This window comes from Bacteroidota bacterium (assembly GCA_021300195.1).
In the GTDB taxonomy this organism is placed as follows: Bacteria; Bacteroidota; Bacteroidia; order J057; family JAJTIE01; genus JAJTIE01.
Genome location: JAJTIE010000008.1, coordinates 14,348 through 32,496, shown reverse-complemented (window position 1 = coordinate 32,496; position 18,149 = coordinate 14,348). Strand labels below are relative to the sequence as shown.

Below are 18,149 nucleotides of genomic sequence, written 5' to 3'. Positions count from 1 at the left end.
TATATGGCCCACAAGGCCTGCCTGTGCGGCTGCGCAGGCTGCGGCACCATGGCCGCATGCGGCATGCGCTGGCAGAAACGAACCTGGAACCCGCACATCTGCTGGCGCCCCTCTTTGTTACCGAGGGGACCAATGTTCGGCACGCCATATCCAGCATGCCTGGCCAGTATGTATACAGCCTGGACCAAGCCCTGGAAAAAGCGCAGCACTGGCACCGGCTGGGCATAGCAGGCATCCTGCTGTTTGTAAAAATTTCCGCTTCGAAAAAAGAGAATACAGGCAAGGAAGCCCTGAATGAGCGCGGCCTGATGCCACAGGCCATACATGCAATCAAACAGCGGCTGCCCGATATGCCGCTGTTTACCGACATTGCCCTGGACCCCTACTCCAGCCACGGGCACGACGGCATTGTGCGGGCCGGCCGTGTGCTGAACGACGAGACGGTAAAGATCCTGGCCCAGATGGCTGTGCTGCACGCCCAGGCAGGGGCCGACTTTGTAGCCCCGTCGGATATGATGGATGGGCGTGTGGGTGCCATACGCCGCAGGCTAGACATGGCTGGACATACCGATACCGGCATTATGAGTTATAGTGCGAAGTATGCCAGCAGCCTGTATGGCCCATTTCGAGATGCCCTGGAATCTGCGCCCGCATTTGGCGACAAGAAAACCTACCAGCTAAACCCGGCCAACGTGCAGGAGGCGATACGAGAAGCCCTGCTGGATGAGCAAGAAGGCGCTGATATCCTGATGGTTAAGCCCGGACTGCCCTACCTGGATGTACTGATGCGCCTAGGCCAGCACAGCCAGCTGCCCCTGGCTGCCTACCAGGTTTCGGGCGAATACGCCATGCTGCACAGCTGGGTGCCCTGCGGCTGGAGGATGCCGTACTCGAAACCCTGATCTCCCTCCGGCGCGCCGGTGCCCAGCTGATAGCCACCTACTTTGCCGAGTATGCTGCTACCCTGCTAAACCAACAGGAATACACCGATGCAAACTAGTGCCGACCTATATGCCCAGGCCGGCCGGGTAATGCCCGGTGGGGTAAATAGCCCGGTTCGATCCTTCGGCAAGGTGGGTGGCCATCCGTTTTACACACAGCGGGCCGAAGGAGCCATGCTGTATACCGTGGATGGAACCCAACTGATAGACTACGTGGGTGCCTGGGGCCCCATGCTGCTGGGCCACGCCTATGCGCCCGTGGTTCAGGCCGTACAGCAGGCTGCCCAGCACGCCTTCTGCACCGGCACCTGTAGCCCTGCCGAGCTGCTGCTGGCCCAGCAGATACAGCAGCTGGTTCCACAGGCCGAGCGTGTACGCCTGCTGTGCTCGGGCACCGAAGCCTGCATGACGGCCATACGCGTGGCAAGGGCCTACACCGGGCGTACCTACATCCTCAAGTTTGACGGCGGCTACCACGGGCATGCAGACGACTTTCTGGTAGCTGCCGGCAGCGGGATGGCTACCCTGGGAATAGCCGACAGTGCAGGTGCCCTGGCCGGCCACACCCTTGTAGTGCCCTATAACGACCTGCCTGCCCTGGATGCGGTGCTGGAGGCCTATGCCGGCCAGCTGGCAGCCATTATTGTAGAGCCGGTATGCGGAAATATGGGCTGTGTGCCCCCGCAGCCTGGTTTTCTGGCGGGCCTACGGCAGCGGTGCACCACCACCGGGGCCTTACTCATCTTTGATGAAGTGATGACTGGCTTCAGGCTGGCACTGGGGGGCGCGCAGGAGCTTTTTGACTGCCAGGCAGACCTGATAACCCTGGGCAAAATAGTGGGCGGCGGCATGCCCCTGGCTGCCCTGGCAGGTCCGGCTCGTTTTATGGATCTACTGGCACCGGCAGGGCCGGTGTACCAGGCAGGCACCATGGCGGGCCACCCGCTGGCCTGTGTGGCGGGCAGCACCCAGCTGCAGGCCATCCGGCAGCTGGCTCCTGGCCTGTATACCACCCTGGATGAACGGGCGCGGGCACTGGCCAGCGGGCTTAGGCACTTGTTTGATGCCAGGGGAATACAGCAGGTGATCAATCAGCAGGGCAGCATGCTTAGCCTGCACTTTGGGGTAGACAGGGTGCATACCTATAGCCAGGCCAGGCAGGCCGATGCTGAAGCCTACGGCCGGTTTTTTAGGGCTATGCTGGCACTTGGGGTGTTCATTCCCCCCTCAGCTTATGAAAGCTGGTTCCTCTCCACTTGTCATACCGATGATCTTATCGATAAAACGCTGAACGCAGCCGAAAAGGCCCTATACGCGCTTCGCGCTACCTAACAGCACCCAATTCATTTCCAATATCTTGTAAACATGGCTATCATCATTACTCAGGAATGTATAAACTGCGGGGCCTGCGAGCCGGAATGCCCCAATACGGCCATCTATGAACCAGCCCAGCAGTGGGCCTTTTCGGATGGAACGACGCTAAAGGGCAACATTGACTTTGGCGGGGGGGTAATCGTAGCGGCAGACGAAAGGTATGATCCTGTTTCGCAGGATTTTTACTACATCGTGCCCAACAAGTGTACCGAGTGTATGGGCTTCCACGAAGAGCCCCAGTGTGCAGCTGTGTGCCCCGTAGACTGCTGTGTGCCCGACCCGGAACATCCGGAGCCGGAGGAGACGCTACTGGCCAAGCAGCACTGGATGCACGGTTCCTAGCCTGGCGCCGCATGGGCCTGTTCTTTTCAGGCCCGTATGTGCGTTCATTTATGCTGTCCATCTTGCCTGGCAAAAAGAATGCCTCCGGGCTGCCTATATCCCGCTTGTGCTTCGTATTTTGGCTGGGTATGGCAGCCAAGATGGGTCTGAACTGGATATTTACCGGCTGTGTAGCCGTAGGCCTGCTGCTAGCCTGGGCCTGGCCCGGGGGCACTGGTGCCCAGCTTCCGGCACCCAGTGCACCCGGCAGCTACGCGGTAGCCGATACGCTGCGGCACCCCAATGCCTGGCTGGACAGGGAGCTAGCCCTGCTGGAACGCAGTTGGGGGGTAGAGCTGGGCGTGTATATGCAGCGCGTGGGGGATGCGCACTATTTTAGCTACAGAGAGCGCACCCCTTTCCAGATGGCCAGCGTGTACAAGCTGCCCATAGCCCTGCATGTGCTGAAGCTGCACGAAGAGGGCCGCCTGCGGCTGGACAGTGTGCTAAGCCTGCACAGCTGGGACTACTGCCCGGGCAGTGGCCTGCTACAGTGGGCGCTACAGCAGGGGGCCGTGCAGCGCAGTGTGGGCCAGCTGCTAGACCTGATGCTGCAAGAGAGCGATAACACAGCCACAGACATACTGCTTGGCCTGGCCGGAGGGCCATGGGCTGTGCAGCAGCGGATGAATGCCTGGGGGATAACGGGCCTGCGGGTAGACCGGAAGGTGATCCAGCTCTTTGCCGACTACACCCAGCGCCCCCTGCCGCTTATGCACGAGCGGAGCATAGCAGGCCTGAACCAACGCTACGAGTGGGGGCTGAGTGCAGCCGAGCGTAGCCTGGCTGAGCAGCGCTGGCGGCAAGACACCCTGGACACCGGCACCCCCCTGGCCTATGGCCAGCTGTGGCAGCGCCTGGAGGCAGGAGAGCTACTACAGCCGACCACCCGGCAGCGCCTGTATCAGGCCATGCGGCACCGCCACCTGGGCCAGGCACGCATAGCCGCAGCCCTGCCTGCCGGGGCTGCACTCTACCACAAGACGGGCACCTTTTTCGGCAGCTGCAACGATGCGGCCCTGATAGACTACCAGGGCCACCGCTATATCCTGGTGGTGCTTACGCGGGGGGCGGTGCGGGGCCATGCGTATATGGAGGGGGTGCTGGCCCGTGCGGCAGACAAGGCCCTGCAGGCCTATCCCGAGGCTTTTTTGGGCGTGCCGTCGCTCAGCAGGTAGCCATCTTCCAGCTCTATGATCCGGTCGCAGCGGGCGGCAAAGTCTGGGTCGTGGGTTACCGCCAGTATGCTCTGCCCCATCTCCTGGCTTACGGCACGCAGCAGGTCGAACACGATGGCCGAGTTGTGGCTGTCCAGGTTGCCCGTAGGCTCATCTCCCATGATGATCAGCGGGTCATTTATCAGCGCACGGGCTATGGCCACCCGCTGCTGCTGGCCGCCGCTCAGCTTGTTTGCGGGCTTGTGCATCTGGTCCTCCAGGCCCAGTAGTTTCAGCTTCTCTACAGCCCGGTGCTCTATCTCGGCAGGCGAGTATCGGCCCAGCTTCAGGGCCGGCAGCATCACGTTTCGTAGTACCGTAAAGGACGAGAGTAAGTAGTGAAACTGGAACACAAAGCCGATGTTTGCGCCCCTGAAGTCGGACAGGAACTGCTGCGACTGGCCATTCAGGCAGGTGTCGCCTATGCGCAGTTCACCCTCATAGTCTGTGTCCATGGTAGAGAGCACATACAGCAGGGTGCTCTTTCCGCTCCCGCTTTTGCCCATCAGCGCCAGGAACTCGCCCGGATGAATGTGGAAGCTGATGTCCTTCAGCACCTGGAAGCGCGTGGGTTTCTCAAACCACTTGCTGATGTGGCTGGCCTGCAGGATGGGGGGAGCTTCGGTATCTGGGTACATGCCGCGTGTCGTCATCGTTTATCAGGCCCGGATGATGGCTATGGGGTCCAGGCCGCCTGCCTTTCGGCTGGGGAAGTAGCCCGCCAGGGTGGTGGTGATCAGCCCAAACAGGAAACCCGCTATATACGTGCTGGCGTAGAAATTGACCGGGTAGGTATTTACATCAAACATCTGCCCTGCCGTGAAGGTGGTAATGCTAATGACGTACGAGAAGGAGAAGCCCAGGATGAGCCCTGCTGTGCCCCCCAGTACGCCTATGGTGATGGCCTCTATCAGGAAGATGCCGAGCACATCCCGCCTGCTGAAGCCCATGGCCTTGAGGATAGCAATGTCTTTCATTTTCTCCTGTATGCTCATACTCAGGATATTGAAGATGCCAAAGCCTGCCACCACCAGCAGGGTGATCGATACGGCATAGCCGATTATGCTGCGGATCTTGCTGCCAGTTTCGTACTGTTTGTTGGCCTCGCGCCAGCTCTCAGCCTTGTAGCCAAACTGGCGGGCAAATGCCATGGCTATGGCATCGGCCTGCTCACGGTCCTTCAGGCGCATGCTTATGTCGGTTATGTAGGTGCTGCTTTCACCCAGTAGTTTCTGCACAGTGGCCAGGCTGGTGTAGGCGCGGGTGTCGTCTACAGATTTTACACCCGTATTCAGCAGGCCCACCACCTGCATACGCAGTCGGTTCCCGGCGGGGGTGGTTACCACTACCCGGTCTCCCACCCGCAGGCTCAGCAGCTTGGCCATGCCCTCGCCCAGTATTACGTCATTCTCGCCCGGGCGCAGGTTGCGAATGTTTCCCTCCTTTATCTTATAGTCTAGCGTATACAGGGCCGCTTCGGCCTCGGGCTGTATGCCCTCCAGGTTGCCACTCAGCTCCTGGCTGCCGTAGCTGAAGAAGGCCTGGGTGCCTGTTTTTGCCGCCGCCACGCGCACCAGTGGGTGGGCCTGCACCAGCTCTAGCATCAGCAGGCCATTCTTCAGGTTTTCCTTTTCCTGCTTGGGCCGCTGGTGGTGCAGGATGATGTTTCTGCCCTGGCTGCTGCCTGCCAGAATTGGGGGTCGGTCAGACTCCAGCTCGTAGTAGATGCGTATATCGGGGGTATTCTCTATGGTGATGTTGTCCAGAAATCGATTCAGCCCACCCATGAAGCTGATCATGAAGATGTACATGCCGATGCCAAACGTAACCCCCAGGGCCGCCAGTATGGTCTGCTTGGGCCGTTGTAGCAGGTGGGTGCGCGCTATGCTGAAGAGCAGCCGGTAGTTCATTCCGGCTTCAGGATTAGCGTACCGGCCTCCACGCCCCTCAGGATTTCTACCAGCTTGTAGTTTTGTATGCCTGTTTGCACAGCCACGTACTGCGTTTTGCCGTCTAGCTCCACCTTCAGGCTATCGCCCTCCATCAGGTACTCCTTGGGCACCACCAGGGCGCGGGTTTTGGTTTGTATCACGATGTTGGCCTCCACACTCAGGCCTGCGTAGGCCGCGGGCATGGCCTGTGCCAGTACGGCATCTACCCGGAAGGTCAGGTCCTGGCTATTCAGCATCGGGTATATCCGAGACACCGTGGCAGCATACACACTGTCTGGATACGCGTCCAGCGACACCACAATCTGCTGGCCGATGCGTATTTTGTGTATATCCAGCTCATCCACACTCAGGCGCAGCTCCAGCTTGTCTGGGCTACCCAGTATGGCTACAGGCTTTTGGGTTGTTACCAGTTCGCCCGGTTCGTATAGTATGCTGTACACCATGCCGGGTATGCTGCTAGTCAGCAGCTGGTCTGCCTGCTGCAGGCTGCTTATGCGCAGCTGTGCCTCGGCATTGGCCAGCTCGGCGCTAGCCAGGTTCTGTTGGGTTTGCAGCTTGGCCTGCAGGGCCTGCAGGTTCCGCAGGCTGCTTTCATAGCCTAGTGCCGCATTCTCCAGTTGCGCCGCTGGCACCACATTCTCTGCGTGCAGGGCCGTGTAGCGGGCATAGTTCAGGCTATCCTGTCGCAGCTTTTCCGCAGCCAGCTTCAGCTCGGCCCTCAGTTGGGCAATCACGCTGCTGTGCAGGCCGTAGTTTTTTTGGCTGGTTTTGTACAGCACCTCGGCCTGTGCGGTCCGTGCTTTTTCTTGTCCGTTATCCAGCTCGAATAGCAGCTGCCCACGGGCTACTGTGTCGCCTGTTTCCACATACTTTTTCAGCAGGATGCCCGGCGCTTTGGCATACAGTTCGTAGCGGTTAGCTGGCTCCAGCACACCGCTGGCATACACGGCCTCGGTAAGCGGGCGATACTCGGCGCGTATCCCTTCCTCGCTGGTGCTACAGGCCAGCAGCAGGATGGCCAGGGCAGGCAGGCTGCATCCAAAACCTTTCATGCTTGAAAGCTAAAACTTATGTGGGACAATACAATCCAGTTCACATATTTTTGACGGCATACAGGCCAGATAATCCGGCAGGTGTATACGGACGCGTGTATATTTGTAGGCCAGTGTTGCAAGAAAAAAATCCGGATTCCTTATGCGTCAGGACAAGATAGACTGTTCCCTGTGCAATGCACACGCCAGTTCCCTCTTCCGTTTTTGTGGGCACCAGACCCTGGAGCTGATCGATGCCCACAAGTCGTCGAATGCGTACCGGAAGGGGCAGATCATTTTCTTTGAGGGCAACCAGCCACTCGGCCTATTCTGTGTAAACAAGGGCGTATTCAAGATCTACAAGGCTGGCCCTGATGGCAAGGAGCAGATCCTGTACCTGGCCAAGCCGGGCGACTTTTTGGGCTACCGTGCCCTGATTGCGGATGAGCCCTATACGGCCTCGGCCGAGGCCCTGGATGAGTCTGTTGCCTGCTTTGTTCCGCGCGATGAGTTTATAAAAGTACTGGAAGCACAGCCAGACCTGAGCCGAAAGCTGATGCAGAGCCTGTGCCACGAGCTGGGCATAGCGGCAGACCGACTGACCAGTATGGCCCAAAAGACCGTGCGCGAGCGCCTGGCCGAAACACTGCTCCTGCTCTACGACAGTTTTGGCAAGGAGAATGAAGTACAAATCGGCATCCAGCTGCCCAGAGAGGATATTGCCAACATTACGGGTACCAGCACCGAGACCGCCATCCGGCTGCTCAGCGAGCTGAAGTCCGACGGCGTTATCAGCCTCCAGGGCAAGCGCATCCACATCCAGGACCTGCCGGCCCTCAGGCGCATTGCGCGCACCTACGCCTAGCGTGTGGGCCTGGGGTGCCCATTCACTGAGATAAATCATATTTTGGCGGCATGGGCCTCATGTTTTGGCCGCCTGTCTTTGCGCATCTTGCAGCAGGGTGTTTTTTCCCGGCGGATGAAAAAGATCACAGCCATACTCACCGACCCAGCCCAGGCCCCCCTGCTACTAGCGGCAATGGCCCGCCTGCGTGCGCCCCTGCACCCCATACAGGCCGACCTGCTGATAAGCCCCCCCGATCGGGAACCAGCTGCCGTAGCCACTGCCAGTACACGCACTGCGCCCGCCCCTGTTCAGCCTGGCAGGCCGTACAGCCCGGCAGGCACAGGGGGTACCGAGCCAGATGGGTTTCAGGCTATCCTGCAGTGGGCTGAGCAGTCGGGAAACGAGCTGATCCTGCCAGATGGGCAGCGGCCCGAAGCCCGCCTGCTGGAGGCCTCACGCTACAGCGACCTGCTGGTGGTGGACCGGCAGCTGCTGCCAGGGCTTTCCTGGTTTTCCACCCCGGGCGGGGCCCAGGCTCCTGCCCCGCAGGCCCCCCTGTATATACCCGGCGCAGCCCAGGCCCAGGCCGCCTTGCTATTCTGTAGCGATCCGGCCTGCATCAAGCAGTACCTGCACCTGCTGCTGCCCGTGCACAGGCCACGGTCGCTCACGCTGCTGAGCGCTGGGCTGCCCTGCACGGCCGGGGGAGAGATGGACCAGAAGAGGCTGCTGCGCTATATACAGGCCTACTATGCGCATCCCTCCTTCTACCACACCCACCAGCTGGATGGGCGCGACCTGCAGATCGTGCTGAAGCCCAATACCCTGGTAGTGCTGCCGCTGCATGCCTGGCCTGGCCTGCGCCAGCGCCTGCAGCCCTATCTGCGCTCGGCCGAGCCTGCACACACGTCTTTGTCCTGGCTCTTTACTACCCCCTGATTTCTTATATTTATACCCATGCAACCTGCTGCTACTACCTGCTACCACTGCGGAGACCCCCTGCCCGCACAGCCTATCCGGGCGGGTGGGCATGCCTTCTGCTGCCGGGGCTGCGAAACGGTGTACAGCCTGCTGGCAGACCACCGGATGGCCGATACCTACTACAGCCTGAACGACCGGCCAGGCCACAAGCAGGCCGAGCCGGCACAGGCACAGGGCTACCTGGATGAAGAAGAGACCTTCCGGTCGCTGATCGATGTGTCGGACGGAGACCGCACCACCATCACCCTACAGCTGCCCGCCATCCACTGCAGCAGCTGCCTGTGGCTGCTGGAGCGGCTGTACCGCCTGCACCCGGGTATAGGCCAGGTAGAGGTGAGCCTGCCGCGCAAGCAGGCCACCATCACCTTTAGCCGGCAGCAGCTCCCCCTTAGCGAGCTGGTACGCCTGCTGCAGCGCATTGGCTATCCGCCCCAGCTGTCTGGCTCGGGTACCCGGGGGCAGCGGCCCAACGGCGTGCCCAGGCGGCTGCTGTATCAGATTGGCGTGGCGGGCTTCTGCTTCGGAAACCTCATGCTACTCAGCTTACCGGAATACACCAACGCGGGCGAGGTGCCCCTGCTGTATCGCCGCCTGTTTGCCTTCATCAGCCTGCTGCTCAGCATTCCCGTGCTCTTCTACGCCGGCAGAGACTACCTGCGCAGCAGCTGGCAGGGCCTGCTGGCACGCCGCTTTGTGATAGACCAACCCCTGGCCCTGGGCATGCTGGCCATGCTGGGCGTTAGCCTGTGGGAGATACTGACCGATACGGGCATGGGCTACCTGGATAGCCTGGCCGCCCTCATTTTTTTCCTGCTGTTGGGCAAGTATTTTCAGGCCCGGACGTACCTGGCCCTGGCCTTCGACCGCGACTACCGGGCCTACCTGCCCCTGGCCAGCCTGCGCCTGGAGGCGGATGGGCAGGAACGCCCCGTGCCTGTGCGGCAGCTGGCCGTGGGCGACCGCATCCGGGTGCGGCACGGAGAGGTAGTGCCTGCGGATGCCGAGCTATTGTCTGCCACCGCTACCCTGGACTACAGCTTTGCTACCGGAGAGAGCCACCCCATACCCGCCCAGCGGGGCGAAGCCGTGTATGCTGGTGCCCGGGTGCTAGGCACCAGCCTGGAGCTGCGGGTACAGCGCCCCATGCGCCAGAGCCAGATAAGCCGGCTGTGGAACCTGCCCGCATTCCGGAAAGAGTACAAGGGCGAGCAGACCGAGTCGGAACGGCTGAACCTGCTGGGCCGCTATTTTACCCTGGCCATCCTGGTGCTGGCTACAGGCACAGCCCTCTACTGGCTGTGGGCCGACCCGAGCCAAGCCCTGTTTGCTGCCACCTCGGTGCTCATTGTGGCTTGCCCCTGTGCCCTGGCCATAGCCATACCCTTTACATACGGGCACATGAGCCGCATCCTGGGCCACCAGGGCCTGTATTTGCGGCGGGCTGATGTGGTGGAGCAGCTGGCCGGCCTGGATACCCTGGTTTTTGACAAAACCGGCACCCTCACCCAGCCGGGTACGCTGGCCTGGCAGGCTGCCCAGCCCCAGGCAGCCCCTATGGGCCCCGAGGCCGAGCAGCTGGTGGCTACCCTGGCGGCCCAGAGTACCCACCCCCTTAGCCGGGCGCTGCACGCCCGCCTGCACGCACCCGAGCCGCCTGCACCCGTAGCCGAGCTGGCCGAAACCCCGGGCATGGGTGTGCAGGGCAGGGTGGGGGGCCACAGCCTGCGGCTGGGCAGCGCCAGCTATGCCGGGGCCACCGGCAGCGCAGATGGGGCTGCCGATAGCCAGGTGCATGTGCAGCTAGACGGGCAGTATGTGGGGCACTACAGCCTACAGGCCCGCTACCGGCCACACATGCAGCAGTGGCTGGGCAGCCTGGGGCAAGACTACCGCCTGCACCTGCTGAGTGGAGACCAGCCTACAGACGAGGCCCAGCTGCGGCCCCTCTTTGCACACCTGCAATTCAGGCAGCAGCCCGAGAGCAAGCTGACCTATATGGAGCAGCTGGCCGCCGCCGGCCACCGGGCGGCCATGCTGGGCGATGGGCTGAACGACGCAGGGGCCCTGCGGGTGGCCCGGGTAGGCATAGCCGTTACAGAGGATACCAGTAGCTTTAGCCCCGCAGCAGATGCCATCCTGCACGCCGACTCATTGCCCCGGCTGCCGCAGCTGCTGGCCCTGGCACGCCACAGCCGCCGAAACCTGCACACCTGCACGGCCCTATCGCTGGTGTACAACCTCATCGGGCTTAGCTTTGCCGTACAGGGCACCCTGGCACCCGTAGTGGCTGCCATCCTGATGCCCCTCAGCTCGGTGGGGGTGGTGGGCCTTTCCACCTGGCTGTGCTACCGGGATGCACGCAGGCTGGGGCTCAATGTGAAGAAATGATGAAAATCATGTTTCTGTCTGGCATCTATCAGTCCTTTTAAGTTCCAATATTTATTTACTTGCACCCATGGAAGTCATCTTCATACTCATCGGGTTCAGCCTGCTGATTGCTATGATCTTTCTGGCTGCCTTTGTGTGGAATGTGCGCAGCGGGCAGTATGAGGATACCGACACACCACCCATCCGCATGTTATTCGACGATACCGAAAATCCTGAATCATGACTAGTACCCCCGCATCCGCGCCCCCCGCAAAGCCCCACACGGACCCCAACGCACCGGTGGAGCACTTCAGCTACGACAACAAGATTGTATGGATGTTTGTCATTGCCACCCTGGTCTTTGGCTTTGTGGCCATGCTGGTGGGTGTGCTGGTGGCCCTCCAGATCTTTAGCCCGGCCATGAACCTGGATACGCCCTATACTACCTTTGGGCGCACCCGGCCGCTGCACACCAATGCTGCCATATTCGCCTTTGTAGGCAACCTGGTGTTTGCCGGCATCTACTACAGCCTGCAGCGCCTGCTGAAGGCCCGGCTGTTTAGCGATACCCTGAGCCGAATACACTTCTGGGGCTGGCAGCTCATTATCCTCTCTGCCGCCATCACCCTGCCCCTGGGTATTACTACCAGCAAGGAGTATGCCGAGCTGGAGTGGCCCATAGACATTGCCATTGCCCTGGTGTGGGTGGTTTTTGGCATCAACATGATAGGCACCATCCTGAAACGGCGCGTGCGGCACATGTATGTGGCCATCTGGTTCTACATCGCCACGTTTGCAACCGTTGCCGTACTACACATTGTCAACTCCATAGAGCTGCCCATAGCCGCCCTGAAGAGCTATAGCATGTACAGCGGTGTGCAGGATGCCCTGGTGCAGTGGTGGTATGGCCACAATGCAGTAGCCTTTTTCCTCACTACCCCTTTCCTGGGGCTGATGTACTACTACCTGCCCAAGGCGGCCAACCGGCCTGTGTACAGCTACCGGCTCAGTATTGTACACTTCTGGAGCCTGGTGTTCATCTACATCTGGGCCGGGCCACACCACCTGCTGTATAGCAGCCTGCCCGACTGGGCACAGAGCCTGGGTGTGGTCTTCAGCATCATGCTGATAGCCCCTAGCTGGGGGGGTATGCTGAATGGCCTGCTCACCCTGCGCGGCGCCTGGGACCGCGTGCGAGAGGATCCCGTCCTGAAATTCCTCGTGGTAGCGGTTACGGCCTACGGTATGGCCACCTTTGAGGGGCCCATGCTCTCTACCAAAACCATCAACAGCATAGCCCACTTTACCGATTGGATTCCGGCGCACGTACACGTGGGTACCCTGGGCTGGAATGGCTTCATGATCTTTGGCATCCTGTACTGGATGATCCCACGCCTCTTTGGCACCCAGCTGTACAGCAAGCGGCTGGCCAATGCGCACTTCTGGATCGGCACACTGGGCATCCTGCTGTGGGTTATCCCCATGTACTTCAGCGGCTTTACGCAGGGCCTGATGTGGAAAGAGTTTGATGCCGATGGCTACCTGGTGTACAACAACTTCCTGGAAACTACCCTACAGATCCTGCCCCTGCACCATGTGCGCGCCCTGGGTGGCACCCTGTACCTGGTAGGCCTCATCGTCATGATCTACAACGTGGTGAAAACCGTGAAGCAGGGCAAGCTGGTGGCCAACGAGCCAGACAGCTATCCCGCCCTGCAGCACAACCTGACCCCCGATGGCAAATATGCCTGGCACCGCGTGCTGGAGCGCCGCCCCGTGCAGTTCATGGTGCTTAGTGTGGTAGCCATCCTCATCGGTACGGTTATTGAGATGATGCCGACCTTCCTGATAGAGAGCAACGTGCCCACCATAGCCAGTGTGCAGCCCTACACCCCCCTGGAGCTGGAGGGCCGAGACATCTACATGCGCGAGGGCTGCTACAACTGCCACAGCCAGTGGGTGCGCCCATTCCGGAACGAGACGGTGCGCTACGGTGAGTACAGCAAGGCTGGCGAGTTTGTGTACGACCACCCCTTCCTGTGGGGTAGCCGCCGCACAGGGCCAGACCTGCACCGCCTGGGTGGCAAGTATCTGGATAGCTGGCACTACAACCACATGTATGACCCCACCCTTACCTCGCAGGGCTCCGTTATGCCCCGCTACAAGTGGCTGCACGAAAACAAGCTGGATGTAGCGCTGCTGCCCAACAAGATAGCCGCCATGCGTACCCTGGGTGTGCCCTACGAGGCCGGGTATGAGCGCAAGGCCGAGGAAGACCTGTGGCAGCAGGCCAAGGCCATAAAGCTGCGCCTGGATAAAGAACTGAGCACCGAGGGCAACGCCGTACAAGTGCCCATGGATACCGAGATTATTGCCCTGATTGCCTATCTGCAGCGCCTGGGTACAGACATAAAGGCTGTGCCACCCGCCGGGCAGAAGGCCGAAATCGGAAAATCTTTAAGTAGTAAGTAGTAGTAATACGAACTATCCTGATACCACCCTGCTATGAGACAGTTTTTGCAAGACCTGGAAGCCCTGAGTATCTATCCGGCGCTTGCCTTTATCCTCTTCGGCGCCTTTTTCTTGCTGGTCGTCTTCCTGGTATACACCCAGGAGAACCGCAAGATTCAGGCCCTCAAGCAGCTTCCGTTTCTGGATGCCGATTCTCCCCAAGTTCACCCTGATTCTGACCCGTCATGAAACGCCTTCTACTTTTCCTCCTGGGCCTGCTGCCTGGCACCACCCTGCTAGCTGCCGCTGCCGAGCCCGCTACCACCCAGGCCGGTGCTAACCCCCTGGCTACCAGCGAGCTGTTCTGGTTCCTCTTCTCCCTGGTGGCCCTGCTGCTGGTGGTGGTGATTGTGCTGGTGGTTGCTACCATCATGATGCTGGACTACTTCTTTCGCGAGAAATACGGCTATAGCATCCTGCCACGGGTGTCTCTACCCAAGTTTAGCCTGGGCTGGAGCCGCTTTACGGGCCAAAAGCCTGCCCGTGCCAACAGCGATCAGGAACTGGGCCATGACTACGACGGTATATCCGAGCTGGACAATGCCGCCCCCCCTATCTTCAACTACATCCTGTACGGTACCGTGCTCTTTGCCGTGGTGTACCTCCTGGTGTTTCACGTGTTTAATGCCGCACCCCTGCAGGCCGAGGAGTACGACCGGGAGGTGAAGCTGGCTGAACTGGAGGCCGAAAAACGTGCTACTGGTGCGCTGGATAAGGTAACTGCCGAAACGGTGGAACTGCTGACGGATGCCACAAACCTGGCCGCGGGCAAGGCCATCTTTCAGGAAAACTGCGTAGCCTGCCACGGAGACCAGGGCCAGGGTGTAAACGCCCCCAACCTGACGGATGAATACTGGATCCATGGCCACACCGTGGGGAACGTGTTCAACACAATTACCGTGGGGGTACAAGAGAAGGGGATGGCTGCCTGGGAGGGCATTCTGAAACCCAAACAGCGTGCCCAGGTGGCCAGCTACATCCTGAGCCTGCCCCCTGCCAAAGGACGTGCCCCCGAGGGCGAAAAGGCCCCCGCAGCAGGCGAGGCGGAGAAGGCCAGCCCGGCCGACACGGCCACCGTGGAAGCCAAGGGCGTATAACCCCCCCACGCACCTTACAGCCATGGAGCAACCCCATACCCATACAGGCTCATCCCCGGGTTCCGCCTCGTCGGTGCCCGGTGCGGAAGCAGCGCCCAGCTACATCCGGCCGGATGGCACCCTGGGGTATGACATGGACGAAAGCTTTCGCGATACCATCGGCACGCTGGACGAGAAGGGTAAACGCAAGTGGATCTATGCCAAGCTCTTTACCGGCCGTTTCCTTCGTCGCAGGCGCGTCCTCAGCTGGGTGTACCTTGGCTTTCTGTTTGCAGCTCCATTCGTGCGCATAGGCGGCCAGCCGCTGCTGCTGTTCAACTTTCTGGAGCGCAAGTTTGTCCTCTTCGGTCAGCCCTTCTGGCCACAGGATTTTTATCTCTTCGCACTCGTTGCCCTCACGGCCATTGTCGGGCTGGTTATCTTCACCGTAGCCTTTGGGCGCATCTTCTGCGGCTGGGTGTGCCCCCAAACAATCTTCATGGAGTTTGTATTCAGGCGCATAGAGTACTGGATAGACGGAGATGCCCCCGCCCAGCGCCGCCTGACCCAGCAGCCCTGGAACAGCGAAAAAATAACCAAGCGTGTGGCCAAGCACAGCCTCTTCTGGCTGTTTTCCTTCCTGATTGGCAATACCTTTCTGGCCTATCTGATTGGTAGCGAGGCGCTGATCGAGATCGTAACCGAGAGCCCGGCCAAGCATCTGGCAGGCTTTTCGGGTATGCTGGTTTTCAGCACCGTTTTCTACTTTGTCTTCTCACGCTTTCGCGAGCAGGTGTGCATTGTGGCCTGCCCCTATGGCCGCCTGCAGGGCGTGCTGCTGGATAACAACAGCCTGGTGGTGGCCTATGACTACAGCCGGGGCGAGCCGCGGGGCAAATACAAAAAGGAGGAAACCCGCACCCTGGGAGACTGCATCAACTGCTACCAGTGTGTACAGGTGTGCCCCACCGGCATCGACATCCGGAATGGTACCCAGCTGGAGTGCATAAACTGTACGGCCTGCATAGATGCCTGCGACGACATTATGGACAAGATAGGCAAGCCGCGCGGCCTGGTGCGCTATGCCACCCAGAACGAGATTGCCCTGAAGAAGCCTTTCCGCTTCACCCCGCGTATGAAGGCGTACGCGGTGGTGCTCACCGTGCTGCTGGGGGTGGTCATTACTCTGCTGCTGCTGCGTTCAGACGTACAGTCTATCCTGACGCGTATGCCCGGCACCACCTATAGCCGCGACGACCGGGGCCGCTTTGTCAACACCTTTCAGTATCAGCTGGTGAACAAGACCAACGATGACAAGGTGATCCACTACCAGCTGCTGCACCCCGCCGGGGGCGAGCTGCGGCTGAATGGCATGACACAGAACCGCCTGGTGCCGGCTGGAGACCGTGTTGCGGGCCTGCTGATCCTGAGCCTGCCCCGCGCAAAGATGACGGGCTATCATACGGATGTGAAAATTGGTGTTTACAGCGGCGAGGAATTGCTTGTGGAAGAAAAAATCCAGTTCACCGGTCCCATTCACTAGTCATTCAATCTCCACCGCACATGCACACGGGTAAAAGCAGATGGAACTGGGGTCTGGGCCTTGCGCTTTCGCTGGGTGCCTTTATGCTGCTGATGATGGGTTTTCTGACCTACACCCTGCTACAGAAGGCTGAGCCCCCCGAGCCCCATGCCTATGAGCAGGGCCTGAACTACGAGCAAGAGCTGCAAGCCCGGCGCAACACCCTGGCCCTACCTCGCCAGCCCAGCCTGCGCACAGGCACAGGCACGGGTGGCCTACAGGTGGAAATACCGCAGGAGGGGGCCACAGACATCCGGCTGAGCCTACTGCGGCCCAATGACCCGAGCCAGGACCTGATCGTACGCCTGGATAGCCACCGGGCCGTGGTGCCCCTGCACCGCCTGCAGCCTGGCCGCTGGGAAGCCCGCCTGCAGTGGCAAGACGGGGGTAAGGCCTACCTCCACACCCAATTCCTGAGCCTGCCATGAGTACCGCCTGGGCTATGAGTATAGCTCTGGGCATGGGCCTGGTAGGTAGCCTGCACTGCGCCGGCATGTGTGGCCCCCTGGCCATGGCCCTGCCGAGTGGTAGGGCTAAGTCCATGCTGCTGGGCCGCCTGCTATACAACCTGGGCCGGATCAGCACCTACAGCCTGCTGGGCCTGGCTATGGGCCTGCTGGGCTATGGCATAGCCGCCACGCCTGCCCAGCGCTACCTCAGTTTGCTCTCGGGTTTGCTTATTCTGCTGCTGCTGCTGCTGCTGCCCGCCATGGAGCGCGCGGGCGGTGGCCCGCTGGTGCGGATGGCGGGCTGGGTGCGCCTGCGGTTAGGCCGCTATCTGGGGGCGGGTGGCAGCCCAGGCAGCCTGTACATGCTGGGGGTAATAAACGGCCTGCTGCCCTGTGGCCTCGTGTATGCTGCCCTGGCAGGGGCCCTGGAGGGCGGAAGTCTGCTGCGGGGCGTGGGCTTTATGGTTGCCTTTGGCCTGGGTACTGTGCCTATGATGCTGGCCCTGAGCCTGGCTGGCCACCGGCTGCTGCGTTTCCGCTGGGCACGCCACAGCATCCGCCTCACAGGTGTGCTGGTGGCGGCGCTCCTCATCCTGCGGGGGCTAAACCTGGGCATCCCCTACCTAAGTCCACACTTTGAGCAGCGCCTGGATAGCGACCTGCCCTACATAGAGTGCAGCCCAAACTGCCCCATGCGCTCGGCCGTAGGGCCGGGGGGAGAGTCTGTGCCTCGCTAGGGCAAGGGTAATTTAGGCTACCCAAAATGCCCCGGCACTGCAAAATCTAACTGTCTAGTTACCGGGTGTACCAGCAGCTTAAATCACAGATTAACCGCTATCAGCCCATTACAGAGGAGGACTGGGCCATGGCTGTTCCATACTTTCACTTTCATCTGGCGAAGCGGGGTAGCCACATCCTACAGCCTGGAGCTGTATGCGCACACTTTCACTTTATGGTAGAGGGGGCTGCCCATGTGTACCTGCTGCAGGACGGCAAACAGGTTACGGGTCAGTTCTTTCTGGATAACCACTTTTTCACCGAAATAAACAGCCTATCCACAGGTAGCCCCAGCGCCCTCGCCATAGAGGCCATAGAAGATTGCCGCCTGCTGAGCATTGAGCGGAGGGACCTGGAGGACCTCTATACCCATAGCACCAATTTTTTGCGCTTTGGCAAGCAAATGGCAGACTTGACGGCTATTTGGCTGATCCAGCGCTATACCCAGCTGCTTACCCTGCCAGCCATAGACCGCTATCGGCATCTGCTACAGGAACGTCCGGGCGTACTACGCCGCTTTCCCCTGTACATGATTGCCAGCTATCTGGGTGTTTCGCCCGAGGCACTCAGCCGGATACGCAGGCAGATGGCGCAATCTTGATCCAGGTCAAGCATCAGTTCCTGTTTCTGAATTTATATCAAGGCGCAGCTTACTGGTCGGCC

17 protein-coding genes and 1 pseudogene are annotated in these 18,149 nt (G+C 60.3%); 15 read left to right on the top strand and 3 right to left on the bottom strand.

All coding sequences use genetic code 11. The annotated features are described in order from the left end of the window. The first annotated feature begins 17 nt into the window (after positions 1-17). The 4 genes and pseudogenes from hemB to LW884_02700 all read left to right on the top strand — a co-directional run bounded on the left by hemB (position 18) and on the right by LW884_02700 (position 3,874). Positions 18-1,000: pseudogene (gene hemB / locus LW884_02715) on the top strand (porphobilinogen synthase). After that, entirely contained in the window at positions 990-2,273 is a 1,284-nt protein-coding gene (gene hemL, locus LW884_02710; GenBank protein MCE3007247.1) for a glutamate-1-semialdehyde 2,1-aminomutase, read from the top strand. The pseudogene hemB and the gene hemL overlap by 11 nt, the downstream one beginning before the upstream one ends. Before the next feature lie 33 nt (positions 2,274-2,306). Next, positions 2,307-2,657, top strand: coding sequence for a 4Fe-4S dicluster domain-containing protein (locus LW884_02705; protein MCE3007246.1), 351 nt, complete (start codon positions 2,307-2,309; stop codon positions 2,655-2,657). A gap of 128 nt (positions 2,658-2,785) precedes the next feature. Beyond that, on the top strand, positions 2,786-3,874 hold the full coding sequence (locus LW884_02700) for a class A beta-lactamase-related serine hydrolase (GenBank protein ID MCE3007245.1): 1,089 nt from the start codon (positions 2,786-2,788) through the stop codon (positions 3,872-3,874). Here the strand turns inward: LW884_02700 and LW884_02695 are convergent. The 3 genes from LW884_02695 to LW884_02685 are packed head-to-tail and all read right to left on the bottom strand — an operon-like array spanning position 3,832 to position 6,917. Continuing rightward, the gene (locus LW884_02695; GenBank protein MCE3007244.1) at positions 3,832-4,551 is read right to left on the bottom strand and encodes an ABC transporter ATP-binding protein; all 720 of its coding nucleotides are present in this window, start codon (positions 4,549-4,551) and stop codon (positions 3,832-3,834) included. The genes LW884_02700 and LW884_02695 overlap by 43 nt on opposite strands. 21 nt (positions 4,552-4,572) lie before the next feature. Beyond that, a complete protein-coding gene (locus LW884_02690) occupies positions 4,573-5,823 on the bottom strand; it encodes an ABC transporter permease (GenBank protein ID MCE3007243.1) in 1,251 nt (416 codons plus the stop codon). Continuing rightward, positions 5,820-6,917, bottom strand: a complete 1,098-nt coding sequence (locus LW884_02685; protein MCE3007242.1) for an HlyD family efflux transporter periplasmic adaptor subunit — start codon at positions 6,915-6,917, stop codon at positions 5,820-5,822. The genes LW884_02690 and LW884_02685 overlap by 4 nt, the downstream gene beginning before the upstream one ends. Before the next feature lie 142 nt (positions 6,918-7,059). Here LW884_02685 and LW884_02680 point away from each other — a divergent pair, with 142 nt between their 5' ends. The 11 genes from LW884_02680 (at position 7,060) to LW884_02630 (ending at position 18,087) form a co-directional block, all read left to right on the top strand. Next, entirely contained in the window at positions 7,060-7,761 is a 702-nt protein-coding gene (locus tag LW884_02680; GenBank protein MCE3007241.1) for a Crp/Fnr family transcriptional regulator, read from the top strand. A gap of 114 nt (positions 7,762-7,875) precedes the next feature. After that, entirely contained in the window at positions 7,876-8,682 is an 807-nt protein-coding gene (locus LW884_02675) for a hypothetical protein (GenBank protein MCE3007240.1), read from the top strand. Positions 8,683-8,700: 18 nt separating this feature from the next. Continuing rightward, positions 8,701-11,112: a heavy metal translocating P-type ATPase metal-binding domain-containing protein gene (locus LW884_02670; GenBank protein MCE3007239.1), complete on the top strand. Its 2,412-nt coding sequence runs from the start codon at positions 8,701-8,703 to the stop codon at positions 11,110-11,112. Positions 11,113-11,179: 67 nt separating this feature from the next. Continuing rightward, positions 11,180-11,335: a cbb3-type cytochrome oxidase assembly protein CcoS gene (gene ccoS, locus LW884_02665; GenBank protein MCE3007238.1), complete on the top strand. Its 156-nt coding sequence runs from the start codon at positions 11,180-11,182 to the stop codon at positions 11,333-11,335. Continuing rightward, complete coding sequence (gene ccoN, locus LW884_02660; protein ID MCE3007237.1) at positions 11,332-13,563, top strand: cytochrome-c oxidase, cbb3-type subunit I; 2,232 nt, start codon at positions 11,332-11,334, stop codon at positions 13,561-13,563. The genes ccoS and ccoN overlap by 4 nt, the downstream gene beginning before the upstream one ends. 33 nt (positions 13,564-13,596) lie before the next feature. Beyond that, the gene (locus LW884_02655; GenBank protein ID MCE3007236.1) at positions 13,597-13,791 is read left to right on the top strand and encodes a hypothetical protein; all 195 of its coding nucleotides are present in this window, start codon (positions 13,597-13,599) and stop codon (positions 13,789-13,791) included. Continuing rightward, positions 13,788-14,699 (top strand): c-type cytochrome, encoded by a 912-nt coding sequence (locus tag LW884_02650; protein ID MCE3007235.1) that lies wholly within the window; start codon positions 13,788-13,790, stop codon positions 14,697-14,699. Before LW884_02655 ends, LW884_02650 begins: the two co-directional genes overlap by 4 nt. Before the next feature lie 133 nt (positions 14,700-14,832). Beyond that, positions 14,833-16,221 (top strand): cytochrome c oxidase accessory protein CcoG, encoded by a 1,389-nt coding sequence (gene ccoG, locus LW884_02645; protein ID MCE3007234.1) that lies wholly within the window; start codon positions 14,833-14,835, stop codon positions 16,219-16,221. A gap of 20 nt (positions 16,222-16,241) precedes the next feature. Next, the gene (locus tag LW884_02640; protein MCE3007233.1) at positions 16,242-16,688 is read left to right on the top strand and encodes a FixH family protein; all 447 of its coding nucleotides are present in this window, start codon (positions 16,242-16,244) and stop codon (positions 16,686-16,688) included. Then, the gene (locus tag LW884_02635; GenBank protein MCE3007232.1) at positions 16,685-17,446 is read left to right on the top strand and encodes a sulfite exporter TauE/SafE family protein; all 762 of its coding nucleotides are present in this window, start codon (positions 16,685-16,687) and stop codon (positions 17,444-17,446) included. The genes LW884_02640 and LW884_02635 overlap by 4 nt, the downstream gene beginning before the upstream one ends. Positions 17,447-17,511: 65 nt before the next feature. Continuing rightward, a complete protein-coding gene (locus tag LW884_02630) occupies positions 17,512-18,087 on the top strand; it encodes a Crp/Fnr family transcriptional regulator (GenBank protein ID MCE3007231.1) in 576 nt (191 codons plus the stop codon). The last annotated feature ends 62 nt before the right edge of the window (positions 18,088-18,149 follow it).